The sequence below is a fragment of the Mycobacterium europaeum genome (assembly GCF_034555895.2).
GTDB classification, from domain to species: Bacteria; Actinomycetota; Actinomycetes; order Mycobacteriales; family Mycobacteriaceae; genus Mycobacterium; species Mycobacterium europaeum.
Map to the genome: position 1 here is coordinate 5,475,128 of NZ_CP157315.1, position 12,866 is coordinate 5,487,993.

A 12,866-nucleotide genomic window follows, 5' to 3' on the forward strand; every position below is an offset into this window, starting at 1 on the left:
CGTGCTTGCCTTCCTGGCCTGACCGTGACAATCACTGCGGGTGGGTGGCCAGGTAGTCCGCGACGGGGATCGGGGCCGGCGCTGCGTAGCCCACGGGGAGCAGAACGTCGCCCGCGGTGGTGACGTAATAGACGTCCCACCGGTAGTAGGTGGGAAAAGCGGCCGGATCAGCTGCGATCAATGCGGCGTATTGGTCTACCGCATCGACGTATTGGTGCGCGTGGTTGTAGCCGTAGATGGCGCGAGCGGGGTCGTTGGCGAAGCCGTTGGCGGCGAGGAAGCGGGCCGCCGCCATGATGCTGTCGCGGGGCGAGCTGATGTCGCCACCCTGGCCGTAGGTGGCGAAGGTCGACGGCAAGAACTGCATGGGCCCTTGCGCGCCGGCCGTGCTGACGCCGTTGATGCTGCCGAAGCGGGTCTCGACGAAATTGATGGCGGCCAGGTAGTTCCAGCCGACGCCGGTCTCCGCCTCCGCGGTGTGGAAGTCGTTGATCAACTCGTCGGCGGGAACCGGAGGCTCGATCCGCCAGGCGGGAAGCGTGTCTTTTGCGGGCGTCATCGCCTGAAGCTGGCGCCGCGCGTCGAGGTTGCGGTCGTAGACGTCGACCAGTTCCGGTGGGATGCGCGGCCGGGTGATGGAGTCCCATTCCGGGTGTCTCCCGATGGCCCGGTACGCGGCCTGCTCGCGATGCGCCGCCGCCACCAATGCCGGCTCCGCCGTCGACGGGTCACGCAGTGCCCGCTCGTCGGCGACCAGGTCGTCGGCCAGCTGCCCCGGATCGGTCGCCAACTGGGGTTGTGCGCCGAGGGGCGGGGTTGGTGCGGCGGGCACGGTCCTCGACGCCAGCGGGGTGGCGACCGCGGTCGATGCCGGCGCGGCGGTTACCGCCGTCGCGGTGGGCTTCGCCGTCGGCGCCGAACAGCCGACGAGTGCGACCATGGCCACGCCGAGCAACATCGGCGCGGCGTGCCGCACTGTCCGGGTGTTCGCGACGCGGTCACGGCTCACTGTGATCACTTCCATCGATTTGCCGTGACAAGTCTTCCGCATCGAGCGGTCCGACATCAACGGCCGCTCGGGGCGGGGCGTCGACGAGGAACATCCCTCGACGGCGGAGCGGCGACGCCGGACCACGCGGAAGTGGGGGGATTCCTTCGAGTTGCGGCGTACACCGGCGCATTTCAGACTGGGAAATCAGCTTCCCGGCAGAGCGGAAAAGTCATATGCCTGACGCCACGGCCCAACCGTCGGCGAGACGGTCCCGCGTCCGTCGCTCTCCGGGCCGGGTTGCTGCGAAGTTCGTCGCCCGCCTGAGGGGTCCGGCGATTCTTGCCGCGGCGCTGACGGTGTTGATCGCAGGGCAGCAGACGCCTCCCTTGTTGCCGCCCGGCTGCGCGATTGGCTGGACCATGGTCGGGGGCGTGTTGATGTTCGTGCCCGACTGCACGCATCGGTCGCCGGCTCCGGTGCCGCCCCCGCCAGACGGCCCGCCGCCCGATCCTGTTCCGCCGCCGGATCAGTAGGCGATAGGGATTTTCCCGCGAGGCGGACCGGGCGAGCGGCGTCGGGTCCCGGGCAAACCGCCTACGATGGCGTCGCGGTGCCGGGATCGCTGTTGGGGCGGTCGGAGAAGGCCGGGAGTTGCACCGGTTCCCCATCGCCGGCGGGCCGTGACACGACCTCGGGCTCGTAGCGATGCGAGAACAAGTCGGATGATGTCATGGAATGGGCTCCTCAAATTGGTTTGGCTTCGGCCCAAACGGAGGTGGTGGAGCGAAGAGCGATCGATTCGTAGATGCGCCCCTCCGCGAGAAAGTTGCTGGGGAAAGGCGGAACACGACCGCTGCCACCAATGTACACGCCTCAACGCACTGTGGGCTGGCGGGAAGCCTCCCACCAGCCCACATAGGGTTGAACTCGCTTTAGACGGCAGTTACTCCGACTGCCTGCGGGCCCTTGGCTCCCTGCTCGACATTGAACTCGACTCGCTGGTTCTCCTCGAGCGATCGGTAGCCGTTGCCCTGGATTTCCGAGTAGTGGACGAACACATCCGCTGCGCCGCCGTCCGGAGCGATAAAACCGAAGCCTTTTTCGCTGTTAAACCATTTCACAGTTCCCTGTGTCATACCTTCAACTTCTCTCATTGTGAACGGATGCCGACGGGCATCCCCGGGTCACGGTAGCACATGCGCCGGCCGCGAATGCTAACCGATTGGAACGCAACGCTTTTCATGCGGTCTCGAGCCCGTCGTCGATCAATCGGGTCAGGAATCCTCGAATCCGTGGTGAACAGCCCGATCCGATGAATCGGGGCCGCCGCGTCGTCGCTATCGGCGCCGAGACCAGGGTGCCGCCTCGCATGGGTATGACACCGTCCCGCGTCAGTCGATGGCCGGCGGGCCCGCACCCGACCACCGCCTCTGCCCCGAGGCTTGTGGCGGCGCCGGGGCAGTCGCAAACTTGTTGATATGCGCGACCGCGAGACCATCGACGCAGAGTTGCGGCGCATCGCTGCGCGCCGCCGCTCGGTGCGTGAGCAGGGCGGTCGACTGTCATCGCAGGAGGTCGACGAACTGCTCGACGAGCTCCTGGCCCACAACACCGGGGTGTCTTTCAGCAACTCGGTGGAGGCGCCCGAAGCCGGGGTTCGCGCCGACAACCGGTCGCCGGGCGGCAGAACCGGTCGCGGGGCACGCCGGGCCAAGCGCCCGCTGCTCCGCCAGGGTCTGTCCGCGGCGATGCCGCTGTCTCTGGTAGCCGTCGCCGCCGCGCTGATCGTGGTGGTGTTCACCGTCCACCGCCAGGATCCATCGGCGCAGCGGACCGAAGCGCCGACCGAAACCGCGCCCTCGGCCGCGCCGCCGTCCCCTCGAATGGCACCGAAAGCGCCCGCTCCGCGCGTTGACATTGCCGACACTGCGTTGATCACCGCGTTGAAGCATCAGGGCGTACCGGTTCCCAGCCAGGACTACGTGATGGCCCAAGGCCACGCGGTCTGCGACTTCCTGGCGCGCCGACCCAATTTCGCGGACGCGGTCCAATTCGTGCAGCGGTCATCGGTCTGGGACGCCGATCAAAGCGCGCAAGTGACGGCGGGGGCCATTGTCTCGTATTGCCCTCAATCTCAGCCCACCGCCGCGGACCAGATGCAGCCCGCCTATCAGAACACCCTCTCTGACCTGCAGGCCATCCAACGGCAACTGGACGGCATCCAGGGCGACCTGCGAGGCATCCAGGGCAGCTTGGACGGTATCCCGGGCCATCCGTGATCCAGGGTCGGCCCGCTGGGCCGGCGGGGGCACCGAAACTCGGAGCCCCCTGTCAGGATTGAACTGACGACCGCTCGCTTACAAGGCGAGTGCTCTACCACTGAGCTAAGGAGGCGGGGTCAAGCGGGGTTTAGCCTAATCGGTCACTCGCCGGTGTCGATCATGCGCGTTGAGCGCACCGCCCGCGACGACGGACGGCGCCGGCCCGGCAGCGGGATGCGGTCGGCGATGTTGCTCAGCGGGTTGACCACCATGGTCAGCGCGACGACGGCATCCTGCAGCGTGGCGATCGCCGGCTCCAGCGCCTCCATCCCCGGCGTCAGCCGCGCCAGGGTGTCGGCGACGTCGGCGAGCTGATCCAGCGGCCCGTTTCTCGCCGTCAGCTTGTCGACCAGGCCACCGTCGGCCAGCAGCCGATCGGCCAGCCCATCCTCGGCCAGCAGCCGCTCGATCAACCCGTCCTCTGAGACAAGCTGATCGGCCAGCCCGCCGGGCTGCAGCGTGCGGTGCAGGCCGCCGCCCTCGGCGGTCAGGCGGTCCAGCAGACCGCCATCCGAGGTCAGCATGTCGACCACGCCGCCCGGGCGCAGCAGCCGGTCGATCGGTCCATCCGGCGCCACCGCCCGCCCGAGTGGCGCGTCGTCGTCGAGCAGCCGGGCCAGCCGGTTGGCGCGAACGATCGCGTCGTCGATTCCGAGCATGGACGTCATGGCCGTCGTTCCGGCGGTACCGCCGTCACCCAGAGCCCGCTTCGCCACGCCCACCGCCGCGCTGGCGACGGTCAGGCTGGCGTCCGCGGCCGCGAGCCCCACGCGCGCCGGGGCGGTCGCGGCCGAGACGATCCGTGCGGCGAGATTCATCCCACGAGTTTATTCGCGACGCGACCACGTCAAGCTGCGCAGGTCCACGCCGCCGCCGCGATTCCTGGCAGACTACTATCAGAGTGTTGGCACTGAGCTTTCAGGAACCACACAATCTTTACATAGCTAACGTACAACAAGGGGCAGAAGAACCTGATGACCACGGCAACCCCAAGCGAAACCAAACCGGAGGCTCGCGTCCTTGTGGTCGACGACGAGGCCAACATCGTCGAGCTGCTCTCGGTGAGCCTCAAGTTCCAGGGGTTCGAGGTCTACACCGCGACCAACGGTGCCCAAGCCCTGGACCGGGCGCGGGAGGCCCGCCCCGACGCGGTCATCCTGGACGTGATGATGCCCGGCATGGACGGGTTCGGGGTGCTGCGCCGCCTGCGCGCCGACGGTATCGACGCCCCGGCGCTGTTCCTGACCGCCCGTGACTCCCTGCAGGACAAGATCGCCGGCCTGACCCTGGGCGGCGACGACTACGTGACCAAGCCGTTCAGCCTCGAAGAGGTGGTTGCCCGGCTGCGCGTCATCCTGCGGCGCGCGGGCAAGGGCGGAGCGGAGCCCCGCAGCGCCCGCCTGACCTTCGCCGACATCGAACTCGACGAGGAGACCCACGAGGTGTGGAAGGCCGGTGAGCCGGTCTCCTTATCGCCCACCGAGTTCACGCTGCTGCGTTACTTTGTGATCAATGCCGGCACTGTGCTCAGCAAGCCCAAGATCCTCGACCATGTGTGGCGGTACGACTTCGGAGGTGACGTCAATGTCGTCGAGTCCTACGTGTCGTACCTGCGGCGCAAGATCGACACCGGGGAGAAGCGGCTGCTGCATACGTTGCGCGGGGTGGGCTATGTCTTACGGGAACCGCGCTGACCCCGCGGCCGGTCAGCGATAGCGAAGCGTCGCCCCCGATGGCCAAGCAGTATCGACGTGGATTGCCGCTCCGGGTGGGGCTGGTCGCCGCCACGCTGGTGCTGGTGGCGTGCGGCCTGGCCGTGTCGGGCGTCGCGGTCACGTCGATCCTGCGGCACAGCCTGGTCTCCCGGATCGATCAGACGCTGCTCGACGCGTCGCGCGGCTGGGCGCAGGCCCCGCGCAAGCAGTCGCCGCCTCCCTACGAGGGCCCCGATCCGGGCCGCCCGCCGTCCAAGTTCTACGTGCGCGGAATCAGCAGCAGCGGCACCCCGTTCACCGCCATCAACGACCGCAACTCCGAACCGGCGTTGCCGCCGAACAACGACGTGGGCCCGAACCCGACGACGCTGCCGTCGGTCAACGGGTCGGACATCCAGTGGCGCGCGGTGTCCGTGCGCGGCCCGCACGGCCTGACGACCGTCGCGATCGATCTGTCCGACGTCCAGCACACGGTCAGCTCCCTGGTGTGGTTGCAGATCGGCATCGGGGTGGCGGTGCTCGTCGTGGTCGGCATCGCCGGCTTCGCGGTGGTCCAGCGCAGCCTGCGGCCGCTGTCCGAGGTCGAACAGACCGCGGCGGCGATCGCTGCCGGCCAGCTGGATCGCCGTGTCCCGCAACGCGATCCGCGCACCGAGGTGGGCCGGCTGTCGCTCGCCCTCAACGGAATGCTCGCACAGATCCAGGAAGCCCTGGCGTCCTCGGAGTCATCAGCGGAGAAGGCGCGCGGTTCCGAGGAGCGGATGCGGCGGTTCATCACCGACGCCAGCCACGAGCTGCGCACCCCGCTGACGACCATCCGGGGCTTCGCGGAGCTGTATCGCCAGGGCGCCGCGCGCGACGTGTCCATGCTGTTGTCGCGCATCGAGAGCGAAGCCAGCCGGATGGGGCTGCTGGTCGACGACCTGCTGCTGTTGGCCCGCCTCGATGTGCAACGGCCGCTCGAACACAACCGGATCGACCTGCTGGCGCTGGCCAGCGACGCCGTGCACGACGCGCAGGCGATGGATCCCAAACGCAACATCGCCATGGAGGTGTTGGACGGCCCGGGCACCCCGGAGGTGCTCGGTGACGAACCGCGGATCCGGCAGGTGCTGAGCAACCTCATCGCCAATGCCTTGCAGCACACCCCGACCAACGCCGACGTCACCTTGCGGGTCGGCACCGCCGGCGACGATGCGGTGCTCGAGGTGGCCGACAAGGGACCCGGCATGACCGAGCAGGACGCGTCGCGGGTGTTCGAACGGTTCTATCGCACCGACTCGTCGCGGGCGCGCGCCAGCGGCGGTACGGGGTTGGGGCTGTCAATCGTCGACTCGCTGGCGCGGGCGCACGGCGGCGCCGTCACGGTGACGACCGCACCCGGCGAGGGCTGCTGTTTCCGCGTCACGCTGCCGCGCTTCAGCGAGGTGCCGGCGCAGGAGCCGGTTCACGTCAACTGAGCCAGGGCCGCCTTGATCTTGGCCTGCGCCTCGTCCAGTGATTCCGGTGACGGGTTGCGGTCGACGTTGGCGAAGCCGAAGTCGCTGAGGCGGCGGGTGGGAAACACGTGCACGTGCAGGTGGGGCACCTCCAGGCCGGCGATGATCACCCCCGCACGCTCGGTCTTGAAGGCCTTGCACACGGCCTTGCCGATGAGCTGACTCACCGCCATGATCCGGGCGAACGTCGCGCCGTCGATGTCCTGCCACTGATCGATTTCGGCCCGCGGCACGACCAGGGTGTGTCCCTGGGTCATGGGCTCGATCGTCAAGAACGCGACGATGTCGTCGTCCTCGTAGACGAAGCGGCCGGGAAGTTCACGGTTGATGATCTTGGTGAAGATCGACGCCATGGCCCCAGCATAGGGGCGGCTGCCCGACGAGCCTCGGGCAGCGGGCCCCTCACTCCTCCTTGCCGAACTGCATGAGGTCGAGGTTCCAGTACCCGCGCATGTTGGTGATGAGCCCGGCCTCGTCGACCGCGTAGGTGAACACGCCGCGGACCGAGCTGGTGAAGCCGCCCTCGAACTTGCTGTTGAGCACCAGGATGTGGGCGATCTCACGCGGCGAACTCGACGGGAAGGTCTCCTCGCAGGTGATGGACAGCTGATTGGCCGCGATGTTGGTGTCGAAGAACGCGCCGACGGCCTCCTTGCCGCGGACCCCGGTGCCATCGGGGTTGGTCACGGATTTGCCGATCGGGTCCTCGATGACGACGTCGTCGGCCATCAGGGCCAGCCAGCCCTCCCGGTCGTGCGCTTGCACGCACCGCCACGAGGCCCGCGAGGCGGCCAGCGCCGGCGTCACCTGCGATTCTTCGGTTTGGGTCATTTGCGTTCTCCTGTCACTAGATTGCGCACGCGGCGCGCGCGCCTTCCTCGGTGGCCTTGCGGATCAGCCCCAGTCCTGTGCAGTCGCCGGCGGCATGCACCTGCGCGTCGGGCAGGGCGGCGACCAGCGCGTCGAACAACGTGGTGTCGGGTTCGACCGCGCCGGCCAGCACGACGTTGTCGGCCGGCAACTCTCGTACGGTGCCACCGGCGGGGGTGAACAGCACCGCCTCGGTGGTGATCCGCTGCACGCTCGCCCGGACGTGCACGGTGACGCCCAACCGGTCGAGTCGGTCCATGTGCTCGGTCTTGCGTTTGTTGCCCACCTCGGGCGCGAGGTTCTTGCCCGATTCGAGTACCGACACCAGCCGGCCCCGGTTCGCCAGGAATTCGGCCAGCTCCAGGGCGACCAGATCGCCGCCGACGATGACAACTCGGCGCCCCAGCGGCATCCAGGCGCGGCTGGCCAGCCGGATCGCGGTGGGCCGCACCAGCCGCTGCCGCCAGCCGCCCAGCGCGGCCGCCCCCAGGCGCTGCCAGGCCTGGCCGCCGGATTCGGCTCGCCCGCCGAGCAATTCGCGTAGCCCGGGCCCGGTGTGCACGTGCGATAGGTCGGAGCCGGGGAACCGCGGCACGGCGACCCGGCCGCCGGTGGCGACCACTACCGCGTCCGGTGCGGATTGGATGATGTCTTGGGCCGAAACATCCTGTCCGAGAACGACGTCCGTGCGGCTCCGGTTGATCTCGTCGCGCAGGTAGTGCAGGAACGGTTCATTCTCCGGGTGCAGGACGGATGCCCAGCGCAGGGCCCCGCCCAGTGCGGCGCTGCGCTCGAACAGGGTCACGCGGTGGCCGCGTTCGGCGGCCACCCGGGCGGCCTCCAGCCCCGCGGGTCCGCCACCGATCACCACCACGCGCTTGGCCCGTGCGGCGGGAGCCGCGGACAGTTCGCGCTCTTTGCCGGTGCGGGGATTGACGGCGCAGTCGACGGAGAAACGCTGTTCCATTGCGTCGATGCAGTTCTCACAGGAGATGCACCGGCGGATCCGGCGCACCTGACCGTTGCGGAGCTTGCTCGGCAGTTCGGGGTCGGCCAGCAGGGGGCGTCCCATCGCGATGAAGTCGGCCCGCCCGTCGGCCAGGATGCGCTCGGCCCTCACCGGGTCGTGGATGCGGCCGACGACGATCACCGGCACGTCGACCACCTGCTTGATCGCCGCCGCGGCGCCGACGTTGAGCTCGTCGCCGTCGTCGGCGCCGTTGACCATCCCGGTCACCAGCCGATCGATCACCCCGCCGCTGACGTGGAACGCGTCGACGCCCGCGGCCACGAATTCCGGTGCCAGCTGAGCGGTCTCGAAAATGGGCCGTCCACCGGCGACCCGTTCGTAACCGGAGATGCGCAGCGTGATCGGCAGGGTGTCGCCGATCTCGGAGCGGATCGCGGCGAGCGCGTCGAGCACCACTCGCGCCCGCCCCCGCGCCGAATCGCCGCGATAGTCGTCGGTGCGGCGATTGCGTTGCGGGGCAAGGAACGAGCCCAGCAGCATGTAACCGTGCGCGGCGTGCAACTCGATGCCGTCGTACCCGGCCTCGACCGCACGCCGCGCCGCGGTCCTGAACAAGTCGAACACCTCGCACAACTGCTGCTTGCTGATCTCGACCGACGGGCGCCCGGTGAGGTAGGACGGGATCACCGACGGACCCAGCGACGGGACACCGAACATCTCGGGCCCCAGGCCGTCGGGCCCCGCGTGCACGAGCTGGGGCTGGATCTTGGCGCCGTGCTCGTGGACCACGTCCACCAGTGCCCGATGCGCGTCGACGGCCTCGTCGTTGGCCAGGTGCAGGCCCCCGGGCGTCTCGGGGTGGTGGTGGTCGATCCCGGTGGCGCCCAGCGTGATCAGGCCGACACCGCCCCTGGCGCGCGCGGCGAAGTAGTCGCGGGTGCGTTGCGACGGCAGGCCGTCCGGCGTGCCGTACATCGTCTCCATGGGAGACATGACCACGCGGTTGCGCACCGTCATGGCGCCGATCCGTCCCGGCGCCAGCAGATGCCCGAACCCCGTCATTCGGGACCCAGCGGGTGGCTTACCGGTCGGCGTCCGTGTACCGGATGACGCCGCGAATGTTCTTGCCGTCCAGCATGTCCTGGTAGCCCTCGTTGATCTGCTCCAGGCGGTACTGGGTGGTGACCATGTCGTCCAGGTTCAGCTTGCCGGCCTTGTACATCGACAGCAGCTGCGGGATGTCGTACTGCGGGTTGCCGCCGCCGAAGATGGTGCCCTGCAGGTTCTTCTGCATCAGGGTGAGCATCGCCAGGTTCAGATTCACGTTGGTGTCCAGCAGGCTACCGATGGCGGTCAGCACGCAGGTGCCGCCCTTTTGGGTGATGTTGAGGTAGTTGTCGACGTCGGCGCCGTGCAGTTCGCCGACCGTGACCACGACCTTGTGCGCCATCAGGCCGTAGGTGACCTCCATGATGCCCATCAGCGCCGCGTCGATGTCCGGGTAGACGTGGGTGGCACCGAATTTCAGCGCCTGATCCCGCTTCCATTCGACGGGGTCGATCGCGAAGATGTAGCGCGCGCCGGCGGTGACGGCGCCCTGCAGCGCTGCCATGCCGACCCCGCCGACGCCGACGATGGCGACGTCCTGGCCCGGCCGGATGTCGGCGGTGCGGACCGCCGAGCCGTAGCCGGTGGTCACGCCGCAGCCGACCAGGGCGGCTACCTCGAACGGGACCGACGGATCGATCTTCACCACCGAGCTGCGGTGCACCACCATGTACGGCGAGAAGGTGCCCAGCAGCGTCATGGGGAAGACGTTCTGTCCGCGGGCCTGGATGCGGAACGTGCCGTCGGAGACCGCGGCACCGCCCAGCAGGCCGGCCCCCAGGTCGCACAGGTTGCGCATGCCGGCCTGACACGTCGGGCACTGCCCGCAGGACGGAATGAAGGACAGCACCACGTGATCGCCCGGGGCGATGTCCTCGACGCCCGGACCGACCTCGGTGACGATGCCGGCGCCCTCATGCCCGCCGAGCACCGGGAATCCTGCCATCGGGATTCCGCCGGTGACGAGGTGATGATCGGAGTGGCACATGCCCGCCGCTTCCATCTGGATCTTGACCTCGTGTGCCTGCGGGTCGCCGATCTCAATTTCCTCGATGGACCACGGCTGGTTGAACTCCCAGATCAGTGCGCCTTTTGTCTTCACGATGGTCCTGACCCCATTTCGCCTTTGAATCGATCAGAGCTGCCCGGCCCCTTCACGCCGGACAACTTGGTGACGGGCGCCACAGGCACCCTTGTCGCGTCAGCATAGCGCGTGGAACAAATCAAATGCTTGGTTGGTCCCCGGCCCTCGGGCGCCGCTACCAAATCGGCACCGGTGCCTGGCCGAGCGGGTAGTAGCCGGGTAGCTTCTCGCCGGCGATGCTGCGCTCGATCCGCTTCTGCATGCCGGCACTCAGGTCGCCCGACTCGATGAGGTTCGCGAACATCTTCGCGACGTGACCGAAGTCGAAGAAGTCCCGTTGCCACTCGATGAGGTTGTCGGCGTTGAGGCGGAACCAGCTGCCGCCGATGCCGTAGATCTCGTCCTGGGTGCCGTCGGACTTGTTGACGATCTGCTTCCAGAAGCCGACGATCTCGCCCTGCTTCTCGTCGATGAGCACCTTCTGGTACTCGTACACCCAGTTCTCCAGGCCCTCCATCTCCAGCCCGAGCGCGATGTCGCGGATCTCGTCGACGCCGACGCACATCACGTCTTCCTTGGGGCCGATGTTCCAGCCGTAGGTGGCGTCGGGGGCGTAGAAGTCGGCCAACGGCCGCCAGTCACCGGCCTTCTCGCAGTCCCTGTTGGCCTGCAGCCAGCGGTCGACCCATGCCTCGAGTTCTTCCCGTGACGCCATCATTGGTCTTCTTTCTCTTTGATGAACAGTGCATGCGTTGGGCACATATCGACCGCGCGCTCGACTTCGTCGCGGGCGTCTCCGGACGGTTCGGGGTCGAGGATCTCGACCTTGCCCCGCTTGGGCACCCGGAAGTAGTCGGGCGCCTCCAGTTCGCACATGGCGTGGCCCTGGCACAAATCCAGATCCACTTCGATTCGAAACCCCATGGCCTATCCGGCCTTCCGCTTGCGGTAGCGCACCCGCGCCGGCCGCGCGAGCTGGACGACCATCTTGGAGTGGTCGTTGTGATAGCTGTCTGCCGGCTGGGCCATTTCGAAGTCGTACTCGCGCAATAAAACCGAGAAGATGGCCTTGATCTGCATCTGGGCGAACGCAGCGCCGACGCAGCGATGCCGTCCCGCGCCGAACGGAATCCAGGTCCACCGGTTGACGATGTCGGCCTGCTCGGGCTTGTTGTAGCGATCCGGCTTGAAGGCATCCGGGTCGGGGAAGTCCTCGGGAATCCGATTCGAGATCGCCGGGGAGGCCGCGACGAAGTCGCCGGCGTGAATCGGGAAGCCCTCGACCTCGAATTCGCCCTTGGCGACCCGCATCAAGATGATCAGCGGGGGGTGCAGCCGCAGCGTCTCCTTGACCACGTTGTCCAGCTTCGGAATCGACCGCAGCGCATGGAAACTCACCTCCTGACCGTCGGCGTACAGCTCCTCGAGCTCGGCCAGCACCTCGGCGTAGACATCGGGATGGCGAATCAACTCGATCAGCGTCCACGCCGACGTCCCGGAGCTGGTGTGGTGCCCGGCGAACATCAGCGAGATGAACATCCCGGTGACCTCGTCGGCGGAGAAACGCGGATTGCCGTCCTCGTCCTTGATCGAGACCAGCACGTCGAGCATGTCGCGATCGGCCTTGTCCTTCGGCGGGTTGGCCAGCCGCTGGTCCATGATCTCCTGCACCAGCGCGACGAGCTTGACGCGCGCCTCGTCCCGCAGCCGGAAGCTCTCGATCGGCAGGTAGGGATCGACGTAGCACAACGGGTCGGTGCCCCGCTCCAGCATGTGGTAGTACTCGGCGAACCGGTGGTCGAGCTGCTCGCGGAACTTCAGCCCGATCAGGCAGGCCGTCGAGGTGTAAATGGTCAGCTCGGCGAAGAAGTCGAGGAGCTCGATCTCGCCCTCGTCGCCCCAGTTGGCGATCATCTTCTTGACTTCGCCCTCGATGGTGGCGGCGTGGCCCTTCATCTGTTCGCCCCGCAGCGCGGAGTTGTGCAGCATCTCCTTGCGACGCTCGGGGCTGGCGTCGAACACCACGCCCTTGCCGAAGATCGGCGTCATGAACGGGTACGCCTCGGCCTGGTCCAGATCCTCGTCGGCGGAACGGAAGAAGAACTCGTTGGCCTGCGCCCCCGACAGCAGGATGACGTGCTTGTCGACCAGCTGGAACCAGCCGACATCTCCGCACTCGTCCCGGACGCGCTGCATCAAACCGATTGGGTCGGTGCGGAACTCCTCCAGGTGGCCGTGCTCTTCCTCGCCGCCGGAAACCCGCGGCACGATCGCTGTGGTCATGTGCTCACTCTCCCCCGCCGAGCGGG

General features: G+C 67.8%; 14 protein-coding genes and 1 tRNA gene. 3 read left to right on the plus strand and 12 right to left on the minus strand.

Features of this window, described 5'->3' with window-relative positions:
• Nucleotides 1–31 precede the first annotated feature (31 nt).
• The 3 genes from U8D42_RS25435 to U8D42_RS25445 form a co-directional block, all read right to left on the minus strand.
• Complete coding sequence (locus tag U8D42_RS25435) at nt 32–1,024, minus strand: transglycosylase SLT domain-containing protein (RefSeq protein WP_431523815.1); 993 nt, start codon at nt 1,022–1,024, stop codon at nt 32–34.
• A 561-nt stretch (nt 1,025–1,585) separates the two neighbouring features.
• Entirely contained in the window at nt 1,586–1,723 is a 138-nt protein-coding gene (locus U8D42_RS25440) for a hypothetical protein (protein WP_322860481.1), read from the minus strand.
• 200 nt (nt 1,724–1,923) lie between these two features.
• Nucleotides 1,924–2,127: a cold-shock protein gene (locus U8D42_RS25445; protein WP_007166408.1), complete on the minus strand. Its 204-nt coding sequence runs from the start codon at nt 2,125–2,127 to the stop codon at nt 1,924–1,926.
• 342 nt (nt 2,128–2,469) lie between these two features.
• Between U8D42_RS25445 and U8D42_RS25450 the strand changes: the two genes are divergently transcribed.
• Nucleotides 2,470–3,270: a DUF732 domain-containing protein gene (locus tag U8D42_RS25450; RefSeq protein WP_322860482.1), complete on the plus strand. Its 801-nt coding sequence runs from the start codon at nt 2,470–2,472 to the stop codon at nt 3,268–3,270.
• A 43-nt stretch (nt 3,271–3,313) separates the two neighbouring features.
• On the opposite strand, the gene U8D42_RS25455 is transcribed toward U8D42_RS25450, so the two are convergent.
• Together U8D42_RS25455 and U8D42_RS25460 are read right to left on the minus strand one after the other, a co-directional pair.
• A tRNA-Thr gene (locus U8D42_RS25455) sits at nt 3,314–3,385 on the minus strand.
• A 28-nt stretch (nt 3,386–3,413) separates the two neighbouring features.
• Nucleotides 3,414–4,130 carry a hypothetical protein gene (locus U8D42_RS25460; RefSeq protein WP_090418544.1) on the minus strand — a complete coding sequence of 239 codons (717 nt, stop codon included), beginning with the start codon at nt 4,128–4,130 and terminating at the stop codon, nt 3,414–3,416.
• A 156-nt stretch (nt 4,131–4,286) separates the two neighbouring features.
• Here U8D42_RS25460 and phoP point away from each other — a divergent pair, with 156 nt between their 5' ends.
• Nucleotides 4,287–5,006 carry a two-component system response regulator PhoP gene (phoP, locus tag U8D42_RS25465; RefSeq protein ID WP_067947794.1) on the plus strand — a complete coding sequence of 240 codons (720 nt, stop codon included), beginning with the start codon at nt 4,287–4,289 and terminating at the stop codon, nt 5,004–5,006.
• Between the two features lie 38 nt (nt 5,007–5,044).
• Nucleotides 5,045–6,487 carry a sensor histidine kinase gene (locus U8D42_RS25470; protein WP_085243048.1) on the plus strand — a complete coding sequence of 481 codons (1,443 nt, stop codon included), beginning with the start codon at nt 5,045–5,047 and terminating at the stop codon, nt 6,485–6,487.
• On the opposite strand, the gene U8D42_RS25475 is transcribed toward U8D42_RS25470, so the two are convergent.
• From U8D42_RS25475 to U8D42_RS25505, 7 genes are all read right to left on the minus strand, one after another.
• Nucleotides 6,475–6,879 carry an HIT family protein gene (locus U8D42_RS25475; RefSeq protein ID WP_085243047.1) on the minus strand — a complete coding sequence of 135 codons (405 nt, stop codon included), beginning with the start codon at nt 6,877–6,879 and terminating at the stop codon, nt 6,475–6,477. The genes U8D42_RS25470 and U8D42_RS25475 overlap by 13 nt on opposite strands.
• Nucleotides 6,880–6,928: 49 nt before the next feature.
• Nucleotides 6,929–7,357, minus strand: coding sequence for a ketosteroid isomerase family protein (locus U8D42_RS25480; RefSeq protein ID WP_322860483.1), 429 nt, complete (start codon nt 7,355–7,357; stop codon nt 6,929–6,931).
• A gap of 16 nt (nt 7,358–7,373) precedes the next feature.
• Nucleotides 7,374–9,428 carry an FAD-dependent oxidoreductase gene (locus tag U8D42_RS25485; RefSeq protein ID WP_322860484.1) on the minus strand — a complete coding sequence of 685 codons (2,055 nt, stop codon included), beginning with the start codon at nt 9,426–9,428 and terminating at the stop codon, nt 7,374–7,376.
• Nucleotides 9,429–9,447: 19 nt separating this feature from the next.
• Nucleotides 9,448–10,575 carry an NDMA-dependent alcohol dehydrogenase gene (locus U8D42_RS25490; RefSeq protein WP_085243044.1) on the minus strand — a complete coding sequence of 376 codons (1,128 nt, stop codon included), beginning with the start codon at nt 10,573–10,575 and terminating at the stop codon, nt 9,448–9,450.
• Nucleotides 10,576–10,732: 157 nt separating this feature from the next.
• A complete protein-coding gene (locus tag U8D42_RS25495) occupies nt 10,733–11,272 on the minus strand; it encodes a hypothetical protein (protein WP_085243043.1) in 540 nt (179 codons plus the stop codon).
• Entirely contained in the window at nt 11,272–11,481 is a 210-nt protein-coding gene (locus U8D42_RS25500) for a ferredoxin (RefSeq protein WP_322860485.1), read from the minus strand. Before U8D42_RS25500 ends, U8D42_RS25495 begins: the two co-directional genes overlap by 1 nt.
• Nucleotides 11,482–11,484: 3 nt before the next feature.
• On the minus strand, nt 11,485–12,840 hold the full coding sequence (locus U8D42_RS25505; RefSeq protein WP_085243041.1) for a cytochrome P450: 1,356 nt from the start codon (nt 12,838–12,840) through the stop codon (nt 11,485–11,487).
• Between the last annotated feature and the right edge of the window lie 26 nt (nt 12,841–12,866).

What these genes read in the sequence shown, in the direction of transcription:
- phoP (WP_067947794.1), top strand. Translation starts at nt 4,287, where the DNA reads ATGACCACGGCAACCCCAAGCGAAACCAAACCGGAGGCTCGCGTCCTT.
- U8D42_RS25505 (WP_085243041.1), bottom strand. Translation starts at nt 12,840, where the DNA reads ATGACCACAGCGATCGTGCCGCGGGTTTCCGGCGGCGAGGAAGAGCAC.
- U8D42_RS25480 (WP_322860483.1), bottom strand. Translation starts at nt 7,357, where the DNA reads ATGACCCAAACCGAAGAATCGCAGGTGACGCCGGCGCTGGCCGCCTCG.
- U8D42_RS25500 (WP_322860485.1), bottom strand. Translation starts at nt 11,481, where the DNA reads ATGGGGTTTCGAATCGAAGTGGATCTGGATTTGTGCCAGGGCCACGCC.
- U8D42_RS25470 (WP_085243048.1), top strand. Translation starts at nt 5,045, where the DNA reads ATGGCCAAGCAGTATCGACGTGGATTGCCGCTCCGGGTGGGGCTGGTC.
- U8D42_RS25450 (WP_322860482.1), top strand. Translation starts at nt 2,470, where the DNA reads ATGCGCGACCGCGAGACCATCGACGCAGAGTTGCGGCGCATCGCTGCG.
- U8D42_RS25485 (WP_322860484.1), bottom strand. Translation starts at nt 9,428, where the DNA reads ATGACGGGGTTCGGGCATCTGCTGGCGCCGGGACGGATCGGCGCCATG.
- U8D42_RS25435 (WP_431523815.1), bottom strand. Translation starts at nt 1,024, where the DNA reads ATGGAAGTGATCACAGTGAGCCGTGACCGCGTCGCGAACACCCGGACA.
- U8D42_RS25440 (WP_322860481.1), bottom strand. Translation starts at nt 1,723, where the DNA reads ATGACATCATCCGACTTGTTCTCGCATCGCTACGAGCCCGAGGTCGTG.
- U8D42_RS25495 (WP_085243043.1), bottom strand. Translation starts at nt 11,272, where the DNA reads ATGGCGTCACGGGAAGAACTCGAGGCATGGGTCGACCGCTGGCTGCAG.
- U8D42_RS25460 (WP_090418544.1), bottom strand. Translation starts at nt 4,130, where the DNA reads ATGAATCTCGCCGCACGGATCGTCTCGGCCGCGACCGCCCCGGCGCGC.
- U8D42_RS25445 (WP_007166408.1), bottom strand. Translation starts at nt 2,127, where the DNA reads ATGACACAGGGAACTGTGAAATGGTTTAACAGCGAAAAAGGCTTCGGT.
- U8D42_RS25475 (WP_085243047.1), bottom strand. Translation starts at nt 6,879, where the DNA reads ATGGCGTCGATCTTCACCAAGATCATCAACCGTGAACTTCCCGGCCGC.